At 70.0% G+C, this 16757-nt stretch carries 20 protein-coding genes; 11 read left to right on the top strand and 9 right to left on the bottom strand.

The window, feature by feature from the left end; translation table 11 throughout:
• Nucleotides 1-5: 5 nt before the first annotated feature.
• On the top strand, nucleotides 6-2594 hold the full coding sequence (locus tag K2F47_RS30550; protein WP_242909310.1) for a CHAT domain-containing protein: 2589 nt from the start codon (nucleotides 6-8) through the stop codon (nucleotides 2592-2594).
• The gene (locus tag K2F47_RS30555; RefSeq protein WP_242909312.1) at nucleotides 2572-3471 is read left to right on the top strand and encodes a toll/interleukin-1 receptor domain-containing protein; all 900 of its coding nucleotides are present in this window, start codon (nucleotides 2572-2574) and stop codon (nucleotides 3469-3471) included. Before K2F47_RS30550 ends, K2F47_RS30555 begins: the two co-directional genes overlap by 23 nt.
• A 73-nt stretch (nucleotides 3472-3544) precedes the next feature.
• Here K2F47_RS30555 and K2F47_RS30560 read toward each other — a convergent pair whose 3' ends face one another.
• Nucleotides 3545-3910, bottom strand: a complete 366-nt coding sequence (locus K2F47_RS30560) for a peptidase inhibitor family I36 protein (RefSeq protein WP_242909314.1) — start codon at nucleotides 3908-3910, stop codon at nucleotides 3545-3547.
• Nucleotides 3911-4123: 213 nt separating this feature from the next.
• Complete coding sequence (locus K2F47_RS30565) at nucleotides 4124-4567, bottom strand: winged helix-turn-helix transcriptional regulator (RefSeq protein WP_242909316.1); 444 nt, start codon at nucleotides 4565-4567, stop codon at nucleotides 4124-4126.
• 85 nt (nucleotides 4568-4652) lie between these two features.
• Between K2F47_RS30565 and K2F47_RS30570 the strand changes: the two genes are divergently transcribed.
• The 3 genes from K2F47_RS30570 to K2F47_RS30580 all read left to right on the top strand — a co-directional run bounded on the left by K2F47_RS30570 (nucleotide 4653) and on the right by K2F47_RS30580 (nucleotide 7644).
• Nucleotides 4653-5834 (top strand): MFS transporter, encoded by a 1182-nt coding sequence (locus tag K2F47_RS30570; RefSeq protein ID WP_242909318.1) that lies wholly within the window; start codon nucleotides 4653-4655, stop codon nucleotides 5832-5834.
• Between the two features lie 10 nt (nucleotides 5835-5844).
• Nucleotides 5845-6741, top strand: coding sequence for a carbohydrate kinase family protein (locus tag K2F47_RS30575; protein WP_242909320.1), 897 nt, complete (start codon nucleotides 5845-5847; stop codon nucleotides 6739-6741).
• A gap of 102 nt (nucleotides 6742-6843) precedes the next feature.
• Entirely contained in the window at nucleotides 6844-7644 is an 801-nt protein-coding gene (locus K2F47_RS30580) for an SAM-dependent methyltransferase (RefSeq protein ID WP_242909322.1), read from the top strand.
• 9 nt (nucleotides 7645-7653) lie between these two features.
• On the opposite strand, the gene K2F47_RS30585 is transcribed toward K2F47_RS30580, so the two are convergent.
• Nucleotides 7654-8022, bottom strand: coding sequence for an STAS domain-containing protein (locus K2F47_RS30585; RefSeq protein ID WP_242909324.1), 369 nt, complete (start codon nucleotides 8020-8022; stop codon nucleotides 7654-7656).
• 441 nt (nucleotides 8023-8463) lie between these two features.
• Between K2F47_RS30585 and K2F47_RS30590 the strand changes: the two genes are divergently transcribed.
• A complete protein-coding gene (locus K2F47_RS30590; protein WP_242909325.1) occupies nucleotides 8464-8670 on the top strand; it encodes a hypothetical protein in 207 nt (68 codons plus the stop codon).
• A 495-nt stretch (nucleotides 8671-9165) separates the two neighbouring features.
• On the opposite strand, the gene K2F47_RS30595 is transcribed toward K2F47_RS30590, so the two are convergent.
• Nucleotides 9166-9579, bottom strand: coding sequence for a hypothetical protein (locus tag K2F47_RS30595; protein WP_242909327.1), 414 nt, complete (start codon nucleotides 9577-9579; stop codon nucleotides 9166-9168).
• 9 nt (nucleotides 9580-9588) lie between these two features.
• A complete protein-coding gene (locus K2F47_RS30600; protein ID WP_242909329.1) occupies nucleotides 9589-10200 on the bottom strand; it encodes a hypothetical protein in 612 nt (203 codons plus the stop codon).
• A gap of 656 nt (nucleotides 10201-10856) precedes the next feature.
• Here K2F47_RS30600 and K2F47_RS30605 point away from each other — a divergent pair.
• Both K2F47_RS30605 and K2F47_RS41000 read left to right on the top strand, forming a co-directional pair.
• Nucleotides 10857-11339 (top strand): hypothetical protein, encoded by a 483-nt coding sequence (locus tag K2F47_RS30605; protein ID WP_242909331.1) that lies wholly within the window; start codon nucleotides 10857-10859, stop codon nucleotides 11337-11339.
• Between the two features lie 368 nt (nucleotides 11340-11707).
• The gene (locus K2F47_RS41000) at nucleotides 11708-11836 is read left to right on the top strand and encodes a hypothetical protein (protein WP_272497686.1); all 129 of its coding nucleotides are present in this window, start codon (nucleotides 11708-11710) and stop codon (nucleotides 11834-11836) included.
• Nucleotides 11837-11839: 3 nt separating this feature from the next.
• Here the strand turns inward: K2F47_RS41000 and K2F47_RS30610 are convergent, their stop codons facing one another.
• Nucleotides 11840-12043, bottom strand: a complete 204-nt coding sequence (locus K2F47_RS30610; RefSeq protein WP_242909333.1) for a BldC family transcriptional regulator — start codon at nucleotides 12041-12043, stop codon at nucleotides 11840-11842.
• A gap of 25 nt (nucleotides 12044-12068) precedes the next feature.
• Complete coding sequence (locus K2F47_RS30615) at nucleotides 12069-12533, bottom strand: ATP-binding protein (RefSeq protein WP_242909335.1); 465 nt, start codon at nucleotides 12531-12533, stop codon at nucleotides 12069-12071.
• A 428-nt stretch (nucleotides 12534-12961) separates the two neighbouring features.
• Here K2F47_RS30615 and K2F47_RS30620 point away from each other — a divergent pair, with 428 nt between their 5' ends.
• The 3 genes from K2F47_RS30620 (at nucleotide 12962) to K2F47_RS30630 (ending at nucleotide 15381) form a co-directional block, all read left to right on the top strand.
• The gene (locus tag K2F47_RS30620; protein ID WP_242909337.1) at nucleotides 12962-13765 is read left to right on the top strand and encodes a helix-turn-helix domain-containing protein; all 804 of its coding nucleotides are present in this window, start codon (nucleotides 12962-12964) and stop codon (nucleotides 13763-13765) included.
• On the top strand, nucleotides 13762-13956 hold the full coding sequence (locus K2F47_RS30625; protein WP_242909339.1) for a DUF397 domain-containing protein: 195 nt from the start codon (nucleotides 13762-13764) through the stop codon (nucleotides 13954-13956). Before K2F47_RS30620 ends, K2F47_RS30625 begins: the two co-directional genes overlap by 4 nt.
• 156 nt (nucleotides 13957-14112) lie before the next feature.
• The gene (locus K2F47_RS30630; RefSeq protein WP_242909340.1) at nucleotides 14113-15381 is read left to right on the top strand and encodes an FAD-dependent monooxygenase; all 1269 of its coding nucleotides are present in this window, start codon (nucleotides 14113-14115) and stop codon (nucleotides 15379-15381) included.
• Between the two features lie 30 nt (nucleotides 15382-15411).
• Here K2F47_RS30630 and K2F47_RS30635 read toward each other — a convergent pair whose 3' ends face one another.
• Nucleotides 15412-15879 carry an NUDIX domain-containing protein gene (locus tag K2F47_RS30635; protein WP_242909341.1) on the bottom strand — a complete coding sequence of 156 codons (468 nt, stop codon included), beginning with the start codon at nucleotides 15877-15879 and terminating at the stop codon, nucleotides 15412-15414.
• A 90-nt stretch (nucleotides 15880-15969) separates the two neighbouring features.
• Nucleotides 15970-16542 carry an RICIN domain-containing protein gene (locus K2F47_RS30640; RefSeq protein ID WP_242909342.1) on the bottom strand — a complete coding sequence of 191 codons (573 nt, stop codon included), beginning with the start codon at nucleotides 16540-16542 and terminating at the stop codon, nucleotides 15970-15972.
• Between the last annotated feature and the right edge of the window lie 215 nt (nucleotides 16543-16757).

Raw genomic sequence — 16757 nt, forward strand, 5'->3', positions numbered from 1 at the left:
TCCTGATGGAGATTCGTCCGAACCATCCCAGCGCGGACCACGTCACCGAGGCCGTGCGGTGCTTCGAGGTCCGGGACGCCGCCGGATGCGACCGCGCCTACCGCGCCGCCGTCGCGGCGGCCGTGAGGGACCCGGGCATCCGTGAGGAACTCCAGGAGGACCACCTGAACTGCCTCGCCACCCTGGGGAATCGCAGGCTCGCGCGGGACCGCTGCGAGGGGTACCTGGCCGAGCACGCGCCGCGTCCCCCGCTCGGGCTGCGGCTGCTGTACGCCGAGATCCTCGTCCTGGTGGGCGACCACGCGCGCGCCGGTGCGGCGGCCGACGCCATCGCCGACAGCGGGGACGAGCTGTCGAAGGAGCAGGAGGCGCGCCTGCATCGCGTTCGCGGGCTGGTGCTGTCGAACGCCGGGCAGGACGCGCGGGCCCTGCGGCATCTCCTCACCGCGCGGGCGTGGTTCGAGAGCTCCGGTCAGCCGGACGAGCTCCGCGAGATCGACAAAGTGATCCGCGCCGTGCGCGGACGCGAGGGCGAGCACGGCCCGGTCGCCGCGGACGCCCCGCCGCCGGTCACCGTCGTCGACCATCTGCGGCGCGCCGAGGAGCTCCGGCACGAGGCCCGCTACGAGGAGGCGCTGGAGACGCTCACGAACGTCCTGGACATGCCCGAGTTCAACTCCGAGCCCGACCTGCACTGGCCCGTCGTCCGGGAGCTGGCCGTCCTCGCGTGGGCGTTGCGCCGTCCCGACCTGGTCGGACGTCTCGGCGGCCTGCTCGGCGAGGCCGCCGGCCACGCGCCGGACCGGGCGGCCGCCCAGGCCGAGGCCGACTCGCTCCTCGGGCAGGAGGTTCCCGAGGGAGGCCCGCTCCCGCGACGTTTCGACGCGCGCGTCGAGTACGTCCACCGCCTGCTCGAAGAGGACCGGACGGCCGACGCGGAGAAGCTGCTGGTCGAGCTGCGCGACCAGGCCGCCTCGCGGCGCGACCACGTCCTGTGGCATCTCGCGGCGGCCGAGGTCGAGCAGGCGCGGGCCGACCTTTCTCCCGGCGACCCCGCGCCGCTGCACGAATGCGTGGGCCACGCCACCGTGGCGGCGAACCTGGCCACGACGGGCGCGCTCCAGGAGGCGCGGGTCGCCGCGTGGCGGATACTCGGCAACGCGCTGCGCGAACTCGACCACCCGGGTGCCGACGACGCCGCCATGGAATTCCTGGCGAGGGCCCACCGGCTGGAGGAGGAGATCGCCGGGCGCCAGCCCAGCGACCGGTACCGGGTCCCGATGCTGGCGGCCGTCCCGACCGAGCACGACGAGCGCGTCCGCGCGACGGTCGAGCGGGTCTACGCGGGGCGCAGCCCGACCGCGGCGCCGATCGCGGTCGCGCTGGAGGCCGCGCGCGGCGCGCTGGTCCTGCCGCTGGTGCTGCCCGCCGACGAGGACCGCGTGCGCGACCTGCCCGGCCCGGGCGACCCGGCGGGCGCGCTGCGGTGGGCGCGCGGGATGGCCGCCGCGCTACCGCGCGACCAGGCAGCCTGGCTGATCCACACGACCCCCGACACGGTGCACCACGTCATCGTCTGCCGGAAGCTCCAGCACAGCTTCGCCGCGTCCAACCGCGCCGAACTGCACGAGGCCATCGACGACCTCGCGCTGTGCTGGGAGACCACCGACTCCCTGGAGGCGAGCGCGGCCAGCGGCGAGTTCGAACGCCGCCTCGCCGAGATCGCCGCGCGGCTCGCCGTCGCCGCGGTGGTCGGCCGCCTGCCCGCGCACATCCGGCGGCTCGCCGTCGTCGCCGGGAACGAGGTGGCGGACGTCCCGCTCGCCGGGCTGCCGCTGCCGGACGGCGGCGGACCGCTCGGCCTGCGCTACGCACTGTCGGACCTGCCGTGCCTGTCGGCGCTGGCGCCGCTGCGCGCACGCGCGCACGCGCTGCGCGGCGACGACCTCCTGTTGGTGCGGCCGGGGAACGACGGTCTGGCGCCGTCGACCGCGTCCGCGCGCGTCTCGTTGAGCGGGCCCAGCGCCACACCGGAGCGGTTGCGCGAAGAACTCGCGAAGCGCAGCGAGCAGATCGTCCGCATCGACAGCCACGGTCTCCACGACCACGACGAGCCGGGACGCTCGCTCATCAGGCTCGCGGGGAGCCCGCTGTCCTCCCAGGAGCTGGAGCAGATGGACCTGCGCGGTTGCGGGACGCTCGTGCTCGGCGCCTGCGAGTCGGGCATGGCCCAGCGGCTCGGACGCGACGAACGGCACGGCTTCGTGCGGGCCGGGTTCACCGCCGGGGCCGCGTCCGTGGTCGCGGCCCGGTGGATCGCGCCCGACCTGCCCGCCCGGGCCCTGCTCGACCGGTTGCAGCACCACCTGCGCGTCCAGCCGCGCGACCTGGCGCTGCGGGCGGCGATGCGCGACGTCCATGCGACGGACGACGTCGGTGTGCCGTTTCCGCGAGATCCGTCCCGCTGGGCGTGCTGGACCCTGTACGGCGACGCGGGCTTGCAGACACGGGCCGGGCTGCTGCGGCGGCGGAGGCGCGGGCTGGCCGAACGGCGGCGGAGGAGGAGCGAGGATGCGGCCACGCGCCCGGAGTGACAACCCGCAGGTCTACCTGTGCTACGCCGACGCGGACCAGGGCAGCGCCGACCGCCTGCACGAGGACCTCGTCGGCCTCGGCGTCCGGACGTTCCGCCCCCAGCGCGACACGCTTCCCGGCGACCAGATCGTCCACACGATCGAGAAGCACATCGGGGAGTCGGACTACTTCCTGCTCCTGTGGTCGAGCGCCTGCGCCGACGAACCCTGGCTGCGCGACCAGTGGCACTCGACGTTGCGCGAGGAGTGGCGGGGCGCGCTGCACCGGAACCGCGGGTTCCTGTTCGTCCTGCGGCTGGACGGCAGCGACATCCCGGCGCTGCTGTCGGCCCGGAGGAGGTTCGACGCGTTCGCCGACTGGGACAGGGCGGTGGGCGAGCTCGCCGGAACCTGGCGGCGTGACCGCGCCCTCGGACATCCTGTCCTGCCCGCACCCGGCTCGGCCGGGGGCGCTGGCCTGCGTACGAACACGATCTACATACGCAACCGCGCCCTGGACGTCTCGCACGTGCTCGCCGTCCCGGCCGACGCCACCGGCGCGGAGCTGCGCGCGCAGGTCCGCGCCGAACTGGCCCTCATGGACGAGCCCCTCGATTTCGGGGGCGGGCTGGGCGGCCGGTTGAGCGTGCACTTCTCCTACGACCTGCTGGTAGACGAGCGGCCGGTCCCCGACCTCCCCCTCGACCGGATCGGCGTCGCCGACGGTTCCGTCATCGACCTGAAGGTGACGCTGGGGCTGGTCTCCTTAGAGGGCGAGCAAACGGACGTCGTCTTCCGCCGCGATCCGGATTACGGATATCCGGGGCTGACCCCGGCCGTCCGCCGCTCGGTGCTGCGGAAGGCGTTCGGCCACCTCATCCCCCGCGGCCGCCGCTGAGGCCACAGGGGCGGACCCGCACCCGCCCCTGTGGCCTCGCCTGGCCTCGCTAGGCCTCGCTGGGCCTTGCGGCTCAGTTGCACGGGCCCCAGGAGGAGATCTTGTCGTTGGCGCTGGCACCGATGTTGGCGGACGAATCGCCGGGGCCGGTCACGTAAACGGCACGCCCGCCGGAGTTCGTGTGCTCGAAGTAGCAGACGACCGTGCCGGTGCGGTTCCAGAGGGAGGTCGTCTTGTCGTTCATGGCGGATCCGACGTTGCCCACCGAGGTTCCGCCGGACAGGAAACGTCCGTTGTAGTTGGAGTGCTCCCAAACACAAACGGAGCCGTTGGGGCAGTCGTGCCAGTCGGCGTTCGCGACGCCGGCGGTGCCGGCCATGGTCCCCGCCGCGCAGGCCGCCGCGAGCGCCCCGACGGTCATCGTCCTCTTGAGTTTCATGCCCGCCCTTTTCCCGTTGTGTCTCGCGCTGTGGTGGCGAAACAGTGAATTGATCGAGGAGCGGCATTACCGCCATTCCTCAGTCCGGTCTGGACATGCGGGAAGGTTAGGCCGGGCGCGTTTCCCCGGGACACCGGGCAATGCGCCTTGGACACCCGGGCAGTCCGGTCGGCTCCACCGGGCACCGGCGGGCGGCCGCGGACGGCCGCGGGCTCAGCCGGGGCGGCGCACCGAGGTCGTGTCGCTGGTCAGGGGCGCCCCGTCCGGTGCGGTGGGGACGAGGGCGGGAACGGGGGCGCCGCCGGCGTCGACCAGGACCGAGTGCGGCTCGTCCGGCTCGAAGGCGTGGTGCTCGCCCCACTGGCGCAGCGTGACGATCACGGGGAACAGCGCCTTGCCCGCGCCGGTGAGCGTGTAGAGCCGGCGCCTGCCCGTGGGCACCTCCACCTGCGCGAGCAGGCCGTGCGCGGTGAGCTTGCGGAGCCGGTCGGTGAGGATGTTGCGGGCGATCCCGGTGCGCTGCTGGAAGTCGGTGAACGAGCGGGCGCCGTCCATCGCGTCGCGGACGATGAGCAGGCTCCACCGGTCGCCGACCAGGTCGAGCGTGCGGGCGACCGGGCAGGTCGGATCGGTCCAGTCGCGCTCGTCGCGGGCCATCGCACCCTCCCAAGAGTTGCGTATTGCAACCATTCTGGCCTACGGTCGCGTTGGTTGCAAAACGAAACTGATTGGGGTGGGGCCGATGAGGTGGGGAACGAGGCTGCTGCTGGCGGTCGTGTGCGGCGTCGCGGTGGCGAGCGTGTACGCCGGGCAGCCGGTGCTGGGACCGATGGGCCGTGACCTGGGCGTTCCCGTGGGCTCGCTCGGCTGGTTCGTGGCCGCCGGGCAGCTCGGCTACCTGGCGGGGCTCGCACTGCTGGTGCCGCTCGGCGACATGCTCGACCGCAGGCGCCTGATCGCCGGGCATCTCGTCCTGGTCGCCGTGGGCATGGCGATCACCGCCGCGGCGCCGGGCGCGTGGGCGGCGTTCGCCGGGCTGGCCGTCGCGGGCGTGTTCGCGGTGGTGGTGCAGACCGCCGTCGCGTACACGGCGTCGGTGTCGCCGCCCGCCGAGCGCGGGCGCAACCTCGGCGTCGTGACCTCGGGCGTCGTGATCGGCATCCTCGGCGCGCGGGTCGTCGCGGGGGTGCTCGCGGACGTGTGGGGGTGGCGCAGCATCTACCTGGTCCTTGCGGTCCTGGCCGGGGTGCTCGCGCTGCTGACGCTCGCGCTGCTGCCCGCGGACGTCCGTCCGGGCGCGGCGCGGTATGGGGAGGTCCTCCGTTCGTTCGCCGGGTTGTTCGGCCGACCGCTGTTCCTCAGCCGGGGGCTGATCGCGTTCTTCCTGTTCGCGTCGTTCGGCACCCTGTGGAGCGGGATGGCGCTGCCGCTGGCCGGGGCACCGTGGCATCTCAGCGAGGCGCAGATCGGGCTCTTCGGCGTCGCCGGGCTCGCCGGTGCGCTCGGCGCCGCCCGGTCCGGACGGTGGGGCGACGCCGGGCACGCGCGCCGCGTCACCGGGGCCGCCCTCGTGCTGCTGCTCGGCTCGTGGGCCGCGATCGGGCAGCTCTCGTGGTCGCTGCCGCTGCTGGTCATCGGCGTGATCGTGCTCGACTTCGCCGTCCAGGCGGTGCACGTGAGCAACCAGCACACGCTCACCACCGCCTACGCCGACCGCACCAGCACGACCATCGGCGCGTACATGGTCTTCTACTCCCTCGGGTCGGCGTCGGGCGCGGCGGCGACCACCGCCCTGTACGGTGCCTTCGGTTGGACGGGGCCGACCGTCCTCGGCGCCGCGCTCACGCTGGGCGCGCTCGCCATCTGGGCCTTCAGCGGCGTCCCGACCAGGGAGAATGTCGAACCGGAAAAGGTGCTCTGCTGAGGGGGACGCGATGGCCCGGATCCTGGTGTTCGGCGAGGCGCTGGTCGACCTGGTCGGCGAGCCCGGGGGGCGCCGGTACCGGGCCGACCCCGGCGGCAGCCCGGCCAACCTCGCCGTCGGGCTCGGACGGCTCGGCAACGCCGTCACGCTCGCGACCGGCCTCGGCGCCGACGCGTTCGGCCGCCTCGTCACCGACCACCTGGTCGCCTCGGGTGTGACGCCCGACGTGTCCGCCGCGCCGTTCACCTCGCTCGCGGTGGTGTCGGTCGACGGCGCGGGCGTCCCGTCCTATGACTTCGCGCTCTCCTGGACGCCTTCGCCGCCGGTCATCCCGTCGGACGCCGCCGTCGTGTGCACCGGCTCGCTGGCGGCGGCGCTCGCGGCGGAAGCGGCCGAGGCCGCGCTGGCCGGGGGGCCCACGGCCTGCTACGACCCGAACATCAGGCCTGCGCTGCTCGGCGACCGGGCGGCCGAGCGGCGGCGGGTCGAGCGGCAGGTCGCCCTCGCCGACGTGGTCAAGGCCAGCGACGAGGACCTCGCCTGGCTCTACCCCGGGGCCGATCCCGTGCACGTCGCGCACCGGTGGCGCGGTCTCGGGCCCGCGCTCGTCGTCGTCACCCGGGGGCCACGCGGCTGCGTCGCCGTCACCGCGTCCGGGCAGGTCGAACGTCCCGCCCCGCCGGTCGAGGTCGTCGAAACCGTGGGCGCGGGCGACGCGTTCATGGCGGGCCTGGTGTCGGCGCTGCTGGCGGCCGACCTGCTCGACCCCGCGCGCCGCGCCGACCTCGCGAACGGCGGCGAGTCGCTGTCGGTTCCGCTCGCCACGGCGCTGGTGTCCGCCGCCATTACCTGTATGCGCCCCGGAGCCGATCCGCCGACGGCGGCGGAAATCGCCGAGGCCCTGTAACGCGCGGGGCCTTTGTTTCGGGGGTGCGCGCCAGTGGGTTTTGGGATGGCGGCAATAATTTGAGGCGTGATCACAGCGATGGGTTCGGGCTAGCCTGGCCCGATGGCCGCCGACGACGAGACCAACGCGCCCCGGGGAATCGATGTCCACACCGCGCACATAGCGCGAATCTACGATTACTGGCTCGGCGGCAAGGACAACTTCGAGGTGGACCGCCTCGCCGCCGAACGGGTGATAGCGACGACCCCGACGGTCAAGCCGGGCGTGACCGCGAACCGTGCCTTCCTCAGCCGCGTGGTCCGTTTCATGGTGGCGGAGGGGGTGACCCAGTTCCTCGATATCGGCACCGGTATTCCCACCGCCGACAACACCCACCTGATCGCGCAGGCGGCGAGCCCCGAGAGCCGCGTCGTCTATGTCGACAACGACCCGATCGTCCTGACGCATGCCCGGGCGCTGCTGTCCGGCGTGACGGCGCCCACCTCCTTCATCGACGCCGACCTGCGCGACACCGACCGGATTCTGGAAGGCGCGGCCGAACTGCTCGACTTCACCCGTCCGGTGGGCCTGCTGCTGATAGCGATCCTGCATTGCGTGCCGGACGAGGAGAAGCCGGGGCAGATCGTCCAGACCCTGATGGACGCCCTGGCGCCGGGCAGTTTCCTCGCGGTCACCCATCCCGGCATCGACCAGCTGCCGGACCACATGGCGGCGGCCGAAAAGGCCCTCACCGACGCGATGGGCTACCGCGTCACGTTCCGGACGCACGAGGGCGTCGGCCATTTCTTCACCGGCCTGGACCTGCTCGACCCCGGCGTGGTCGCCGTCCAGGAATGGCGTCCGGAATCGCCCCCGCCGCCCACGACGACGGGCATGTGGGGCGGTGTGGCCCGCAAACCGTGAGCGGCCCTGTCAGGTCATGGTGCGGGTGCCGCTGTCCAGCCACCGCACCGCGGTCGCCACGTCGGGTTGCACGTGGACGCCCCGGTCCAGGCCGGTGATCGTGAACACGCGGCGGACGCGGTCCTGCAACCCCGCGGCGACCATGCTGACGCCGTGCCCGTCCGCGCGTTGGTAGGAGCGTACGAAGGTGTTCAGGCCGCTGGAGTCGCAGAACACGACGCCGGTCATGTCCACGATCACCGCCAGGCCGGTCGCCGTGATCGCCTGTTCCAGGCACTCGGCCAGCATCGGATGGGTGTGGACGTCGATCGACCCGGCGGCGGTCACCAGGGCGTAGCCGCCCAGCTCCGACCGCCGGACCGTCAGCGCGGGCGTCACCGCGGACTGCCCGAGGACACGGTACGGATCAGCGACCGGGTGTGGTCGGTCAGGAAGCTTCTACCTGCGCTGTTCAGGGGCGCCACACGATCACCTCCGGAGATACCACTCACTCGGCTGAACATTATTTCAGGTAATCGCCTACAGGGGTAGCAGACGCCGACACTTGTGCCAACGACGTGCCCAACCACGCCCCTCCAGCCCCACCCACCCCACCGGCGTTCAGGCTCCGCCCGCCCGGGGCCGCCCCGCTGTTCCGCAAGACCTCCTGCGCGGTCTCCTCCGCGCATGGCCTGCCGGACTACAACGGGCACTACGGCGTGCGGGGGCTGTGCGACATCCGCCCGGCCCGCACAGCTCGACCGCTGTGCCGCCGCGCACCGCGTTCCCCCGGCGACACAGCCCCGAGAGGCCACCACGCCGCTGCCCAAGGCGGCAGGGTTGCGGGTGCTGGGGGTCAGCGACCAGGCCGCGATCGTGGACGGGTTGCCCGACGGACAGCCCCGCTACCGGCTCCAGCACCGTTTCGCGTTCCAGATCCACGACGCCGGACACCCGCACCTGATCCGCCGACACGGCCGCGCGCCCATCGGCTGGCAGGCCGACCCGAGCCGGCACAGGCCCGACGGGAAGAGAGACTTCGCATGACCCGCCACACGAGCAGCGGCCAGAACAGAGCCGAGCACGCGACCCTCACCTAGACACCAAGCGAGACTCCGGAGGGGCGCAGCCTGGATGTGACGGCACCGTGGCGGACGTACCGGTACGTCGTGGTGGACGTGGAGGGCAATGGGCAGCGCCCCCGAGGAGATCGGCGCCCCACACCACGCCGTGTGCCTGGGCTGCACCTCGACCCTGTGAGCGCCGGCCGGGCTACGGCGCCGCTCCGACCCCCGAAACCGACCAATTCGAGGACGGCGGCGGACCGTTCATGGGCCACATCGTGGCCTCGAACCCGGATGATCGTCCAGCGCGGTCGCCGCGGGCGGCGTCTAGCAGGATCAGGGCGGCGCCACCGGAGGGCACGTGGCGTCGCGGATCGGGTGACCGTCGTGACGGTACGCGTCAGACGCCGCTACTCCGCGCCTCACGAGCAGCAAGAATTCATCGCTCGCTGACCCGCGGAGCGGGTGCGGCGTACCGCTATTCGAGTTCGGCCTCTGCTTGCGTTACCGACGTTTCCGTCCAGGTCACGGTCGTCACTGGTCCCGTCAGGGGTTGATCGGCCCAATCGGTCGAGGACAGTTCCGTCGGGAGCAGATGGGCGTCGGCCGCGGTGATCGCTTCCAGGAGGTGGCGCCGTTCAACCATCTGTGCAGTGGCAGCGCGATCGATCGCGCTATCCAGGAGACGCGAGGTCGCCGTTGAGTAGACGGGGCCTGCGTGGGAAGTAGCGACCGCCTCGTGGTCGAGATCGGCGGGCCGCTGGCCGCGCTCGAATGCGGCCAGCGCCCTCGCGATGTGATCTGGCTCGATGTATCCGCAATGCTCGTCGGCGGCCAGTTCGGTCGCCAGCACACAGACTAGGCCAAATTCGTAGGAGACTTTGGCTTTCATGGAAGGAGTCTAGTGCCTGGCGGGAACCCTGACTCCCGACGAGGTGGAGTTGCAGGTCACACGTTGCGGATTCTTTGGCACGCGCCGGCAGTCGCCAGGGATGCGGCCCCAGCGAACGCCGCGCTTGAGTGTAATGATCCAGGTAGCGTTCACCCGCCACAGACCCGCGCAGCGGGGGCCGGCCTCACAGACCTCAGTGGCGTGGGAATGGACGCCGGGGTTGCATTTCTTGCTGCTGGTGCAGATGTCGGTTCTAGCGCGGCCCACGATGTGGTGGTTGAACTTCTCGCGAGCCGTGGTCGCCATGCTGGTAACGCCACCGTCGGTGCAGTTCACCCTGAAACCGTACTTGGCACCGAGGCCGACGAGGACATGCCTTGCGTAGTGAGCGACGATGTTGTTGTTGCTGGCGGCCCTACAGCGGACGGTGACCTTTGGCTTTCCTGGGGCTGTCACCTCGAAGTCGAAGGCCTCGGAGTTCTTGGCCGGTAGCGCCGCCGATTCAGCTCGGGGTGCACCGGCCGCGCTGCCGCTGACCTGGCTTGCAGAGGCAACTGTTGACATCGGGAGGGCTGCCAGTCCAGCCGTGGCGATACTGAGGGTGGCGAGTCGTTTGCTCACGGGTAGTCGTTCCCCTTTCGTCTGGTGATCGAGGTGATGCAATCCATCCTTGAAGGCAGTGTCCGTTCGCGGCGCTCCCTACTAGCGCGCGATCGGATGAATGTCGATGAAACGGCGGCGGGGCGGTCACGCTCTTGCCAGGTTCCTCTGGGGGCTGCCGACCGTCTCGCATTGGGGCGATCATGCCAACGCCGGGCAGATTTCCCCATCCGGGAATACACCGACACCTTACTGCTGGTTGGAATGCGAGTTGCTCATAATGCTCGTGGGGAACGCGTACAGGCGAACCGCAGGCAGGAGATCAGGCACGTCGGGCCTAGGGGCGGGCGGCGAAGCGGGGTGTCGACCCACGTACATGCCAGGACGGTTAGCCCCATGGGAAGCCCCGAAGAACCTTCGTGTACTCGCGCTCGACGCCTGGCGGGCAGGGCGTGCGCGGGGGCCTATGGCCGCTCGATTACGGGCCTCAAGGAACCGAAGAAACCCCTGTACATCTGGTGTACGTATTTTCCCCGATGGTCTGACACAGGAGTCATCTGTAAGTTGATTTCGACTTTCACCGCGATCAAGGAGGTTGGATTTTGCGGTATCGAAGGCTTACAGAATGCAAGCTGTCGGCCCCTAGGGTTGCGGGTGCGCTGATCCCGCTTGCGCTCATGATGACCGCGTCACCGGCGTTGGCCGAGAGCGGAAATCCGGCCGATGTCGCCGTGTTAGGCAGTAAGATGACCGTCTCGCTCGATGACGTGAAGTTGCCCCAAGGCGATCCCGCTGCTCGGATTGGCTGGGCAGGCAGCCACCGGGGGAAGTGGAGGAGCGTCGACGGCTCCAGGACCGTCAGTGCCGCCGGAAGCTTCGCCTGGTACCCCGACCGGGTGAACATCAACGGCTACCTCAAGGATTCTCGGCGTGACAGGTACGCGGCGGGGATCGACTTTCTCGTGGCCGAGAGGGGAGAGGGCATTATTCAACCTCTAACTCTCCTCAAGAGACGCAGTCGCAAACCAAATCCTGGGCCCGGAAAGGCGAAGTTCGACTGGACCACGGCCTACAACGACGGGTTCTGGGTCCGAGAATGCCTGGTCAAAGTGTCCAAGCCGTATAAGCGGACCTGCGGAAGATGGAAGAAGATCTTCTGACCGTCGTCGAGTCCCTGGTTGTGGAGGTCGGGGGCCAGGTGCAGGTCGGCGGCGCGGGTGCTGTCGGTCAGCACCTCGCCGGCCAGGGGCGTCGCGCTTGACTGGGCGGGGTCGGTGATGTGCGAACACGACGGGCACGGGTGTCTACGGCACCCGCGAGGACGTACAGAAGGAACCTGCCGACGTGATCGTCACGGCCGGAATCGCCGTACCGGAGGCGACGCCAACGACGCCGCCGCGCATCTCGAAAAGCGCCTGAGCGTCGTAACCGAGCGCGTCAGGGTGTGAGAGGGCCATGCGAAGCAACTCCGAAGGGGGATGCGGAGGGGGCGCGGTGCAACTCCGAGATCGACCAGCTGCCGGAGCAGATGCCAGCGGCCGAGAAGGCCCTCAACGACGCGATGGGCTACCGGGTGACCTTCCGGGCGCACGAGGGCGTCAGCCGCTTCTTCGCCGCCTGGACGTGCTGGGGTGGCGTCGCCTGCAAGCCGTCGTGACTGCTACGCCTTTCGTTGTGTGGTGCCCTGGGCGAGGAGTGCGTGGATCTTCTTCTCGGGGTAGCGGCGGTGGCCGCCGAGCGTCCAGACGAAGGGGATCTTCCCTTGCTGTGCCCAGCGTGTGACGGTCTTGGCGTCCACGCGGAACATGTTGGCGACCTCGCCCGGGGTGAGGAGGGCCTCGAACTCTGCTGTTCTCTTCGCCATTGGGGGTCTCCTTGGGGGGTGGCGTTCAGGGGAGGGTGAGGCGCCGGACGGAGGTGATGCGCAGTACGGCCCACACCGTCTTGCCGCTGCGCTCTTTGCGCACGCCGTGGCGCCGGGACAGGGCCTGCACGATGGTCATGCCCCACCCGTGCGGGTCGGGTGCGTCGTCCGGTACGGGTTCGGTGGGCATGGCCAGGTCGGGTTCGCCCTTCTTGGGCTGCTTCTTGGCGTAGTCGTGGACCTCGATATGGAAGCCGTCCTTGGAGACGAACATCCGCAACGTGATCGGACGCCTGGTCGCCCGGATGGCGTTGGAGACCAGCTCGACGGCCACCAGGACGGCGTCCTCGGTGGTCTCGGTCCCGATGTTGTAGGCGGCCGCCGCCGCCCGCACCAGGCACCGCACATCGGGCAGCACACTCGGCGTGGCGGCCAGCTTGTGGCGCACCGCCACCATGACCGAGGCCCTCTCATCGACGCGCGGGGTCATGCCCCACTCACCCCCGGCCGGGCGCGGTCGGCCAGGACGTCCTGCTGCTCCATAAGCGCAGCGAGACTTTCCCTGTTAGTAGCTGTGAGAGTGTCCACCAGACGGACATCGCCCCCCAACAATTCGGGCAGCCGGAGGTGCACCACCCACATTTCGTCGTCCGCCCTCTGGTACGGCTCCGCCCAGCGTCCTACCTGCTCACCGGCACCCGGAAGCGGGTCACTCGCTTCAATGTACGGAATGTCCATACTGCGGCCACTGCTCGATTTTGTGGATCTCTGATGGTCCATGGGAACATCCAGATTTCGTGTGTCTGCGTTGTCTGCAACACATCGTTAAACTCCGGGCTATCATCGGCTACAGAACCGCGCCTACAGACGCCCCCCAATACCTACAGCCTGCGGTAGGTTGGCCGGAAAGGTTCGCACATGTCCGAGATTGACCCCATGACCTCCGCGCACGACTTCTACATCTTCCACATGAAGCGGTACCGCGAAGCGGCGGGGCTATCGCAGGAAGCCCTCGGCGGCAAGGTCGGCTACACGGGCAAAATGGTCGGCCTTGTGGAGACGAAGAAGCGCCGCTTCAACACCAAAATGTCCGTCGCCATGGACAGGCTGTACGAGGTCCCGAAGTTCTTCGAGGCCATGCTCCCCCGCATCGCCGAGGAGGTCGGGCTGCCGCCGGGGTTCTGGGAGTACGTCGAGGAGGAGGTGCGAGCGTCCCAGATTCGCATGTACAACCAGAACTACATCCCCGGACTGCTCCAGACTGAGGATTACGCCCGAGCGGTCGTCAAGGCCGGTAGGCGACCCGACAGGGTCGGAGAGTTGGTCGCAACGCGAATGGAGCGCCAGGAAGTCCTTCGACGAGAGGATCCGCCGAGCGTCGTCGTTCTCCTGGAGGAAGGCGTCCTGAGGAAGATGGCTGGGACTCCCGAGGTCACCAGACAGCAACTCTCCCACCTGCTGATGCTCATCCGAGAACCCAACATCGCGATCTACGTCATCCCGGCCAACGCTCAGGTCTTCCCCGAGAGCAGCTTCACCGTCCTGTCCTTCGACAACGAGCCCGATCTTGGGTACGAAGAGTCGGTAGGAGGTAGGGGTCGGCTCCTGGAGCCGGGCCCACACGTGACAGAGCTGGGAGTAGGGTTCGAGCTGATTAGGGAATCAGCCCTGGCAGCAGCCGATTCCGAGGCTCTGATCCGATCGGTGATGGAGGCTGGATGATCAACCAGGTCACGTGGCGCAAGTCGAGCCACAGCGGCGGAGAAGGTGGTCAGTGCGTCGAGCTGGCCTCCTTGGACAGCTCGGTCGGCGTCCGGGACAGCAAGGACCCGCAGGGCCCCCACCTCAGCGTTGGCCGCGAGGCCCTGGCGGGCCTCCTCGGTCGGATCAAGTCCGGGGAACTAGACCTCTAGCCGCCACAAGGGAGCCCCTCGACCTCGGTCGAGGGGTTCTTTTATGGGTCGTGGCGATGAGTTTCGTGTGTGTCCGTGGTCGATACGGCTGGACACACCGGCAGCGGTGGGCCGTGCCGGGAGCGTTCCGGCGCGGAGGAGCACATGGAGGCAGTGATGAGCGTCGACGACTCCCGGCAGGGGCACACCGTCCGGACCGGTGGGCAGGGGGCTCCCAAGGTCCTGGTGGCGGGGGCGAGCATCGCGGGACCCGCGCTGGCGCACTGGCTGCGGCGGCGGGGGGCCGAGGTGACCGTGGTGGAGCGGGCTCCCGAGCTGCGTCCCGGCGGGCAGGCGGTGGACGCGCGCGGGGTCGCCAGGGAGGTCATCGAGCGGATGGGGCTGGACGCGGCGGTGCGCGCGGCGTGCACCGACACCGCGGGCGCGCACACCGTGGACGCGGACGGGAAGGTGCTGGAGACCTTCCACGCCGAAGACGACGGGGGCGACGGGTACATCGCGGACATCGAGATCCTGCGCGGGGACCTCGCCCAAGTGCTCTACGACGACACCCGCGACGGCGTCGAGTACGTCTTCGGCGACCGGATCGCCGGGCTCGACCAGGACGCGGACGGGGTCGACGTGGTCTTCGCGGGCGGCGACCGGCGGCGCTTCGACCTGGTGATCGGGGCCGACGGGCTGCACTCGGAGCTGCGGGCGATGGTCTTCGGGCCGCATGAGCGGTTCCTCCGCCACCTCGGGCAGGTGCTCGCCTTCTACAGTGTGCCCAACGAGTTCGGCCTGGACCGCTGGCTGCTGGAGCACCAGGACCAGGAGTCCGGGCGCTCCGCTTTGCTGCGGCCCATCCAGGACGCCACCCGCGCGATGGCCATGTTCTACTTCCCCTCGGCCGACTTCACCGTCGACCACCGCGACGTCGCGGCCCAGAAGGCCCTGGTGCGCGAGCGGATGGCGGGCCTCGGCTGGTTGACCCCGGGCATCCTCGCGCACCTGGACGACACCCCCGACTTCTACCTCGACCAGGTCGCCCAGGTGGTGCTGGACCGCTGGTCGAGTGGACGGGTGGGGCTGCTCGGGGACGCGGCGTTCTGCTCCTCGCCGATGTCCGGGCAGGGCACCGGCCTGGCCCTGGTCGGCGCCTACCTGCTGGCCGGAGAGCTGGCCGCCGCCGGATGGGACCCGGCCGCCGGGTTCGCCCGCTACGAGGAGCGGATGCGCTCGTTCGTCGAGGCCAACCAGGAGATCGGCCGGCTGAACGCCCGCAGCCGCGAGGTCCCCGGCCCCGACGCCGAGCCGCTCCCCGATTTCACCGGCGAGTGGTTCATGGAGCTGGTCGGCCGCGCGATCAACGGCGTCGAGCTGCCCGACTACGCGGGGGTGCCGGACTCCGCCGGACCGCCGATCGCCTCGCCGTCCAAGCCGTAACCGCCGCGCGGGACCACGCGATGTGCCTGCTCAGACGCGTTCGCCGTGTTCGAGGTAGCGGGTGGTCCCGTCGCGGTGGGCGGCATGGGCGTGGACGAGGCGGCGGGCGAGGCGCGGAATGGTCAGGTCGTGAATCCGGGCGATGTCGTGGAAGCGATAACCGACGAGTTCGCCCGGATCGAGCCGGACGGCGTCGAGCTGGTCAGCGGTGAGGCGGCCACCGTCGAAGAGAAAGAGGATTTTGTCGCCCTCGGCCGCATTGGGCGCCCAGTCGGCGGCCAGGAGCCGACCGATCCGCGGGCGGATGCCCAACTCCTCGGCGACCTCGCGTACCGCGGCCTGGTGCGGCGTTTCGTCATGCTCAACGTAGCCACCGGGGATATCCCGGTAATCCTTGTACGACGGATCGACGAGCATGACGCGGTCGTCATCGTCGAAGAACAGGACACCCGCCGCCGCTCGGGCGCGGGCGAAGGACGCCACCGGGTCATCGGTCACGGACATCGAGCGTAGGAGGCGGCCGACCGCACCGCCGTCCCCCGGCCCCGTCCCGGCGAGCCGGGGCGGGCCGAGGGGGCCGGTACTCGACTACCCTCCCTCGGTTATGTTCCAGCGCTGGCTCTGCGCCGGTTCACCGTTGACCGAGTAGCAGTCCCAGACATGGATCGTCGTGCCGTCCTGCCAGGTGGGGCCCTCGACGTCGAGGCAGCGGCCCCCCGCGAGGTTCTTGAGCTGCGTGTAGCTGCTGTCGTTGAACGGAATCCTCTCCCACAGCTGGTTGGGCCCGTTGTGGCACGTGTGCTGGTAGACCACGTTCCCGTTGCCGTTGGGAGCGTCCTCGGACTTGTCGAGGCACTTCCCCGAGTACTCGTTGACGAATTTGAAGAGAGTGTGGCCGTTGACCTCGCCGGAGTGCACGGGGGTCCACCGCTGGTTCCGCACGTCCCCGGTTCTTCTGAGAGCCCACAGGTGCACTCTGCCTCTGTCCTCCGTCGACCAGCCGGCCACGTCGATGACCTTGACGGGCGCCCTGAATCCACCGATCGGAAAGGTGTCCAGCTCGTCGCGCGCGGCCGCCTGCGCGAGCGTGGTGGTGCCCGCGACTATCCCCGCGACCGCGACTCCGGCCATCGAACCCGCCGCGATGCCTCTCGCCCTCATCCGCTTCCACATTGTCCCGTTCCTTTCCGTAGGGTGGGCTCGGTCACAGTGAGGACGCGCAGCGGGTTTGCCTGGGCTGCGAACGGCTTTGACCTTCATTGGTCAAATGTGTCAAGCACCGCCATTGACGGCCGCCCCGAGCGTGCGCGGGGCTTGTCCGCCAGGTGCAGCCGGTGGCGGCCGCGGGGAGCGATGAGTTTTGCCGGGCTCGCTGG

Origin of the sequence: Actinomadura terrae (assembly GCF_022751215.1) — a bacterium.
In the GTDB taxonomy this organism is placed as follows: domain Bacteria; phylum Actinomycetota; class Actinomycetes; order Streptosporangiales; family Streptosporangiaceae; genus Spirillospora; species Spirillospora terrae.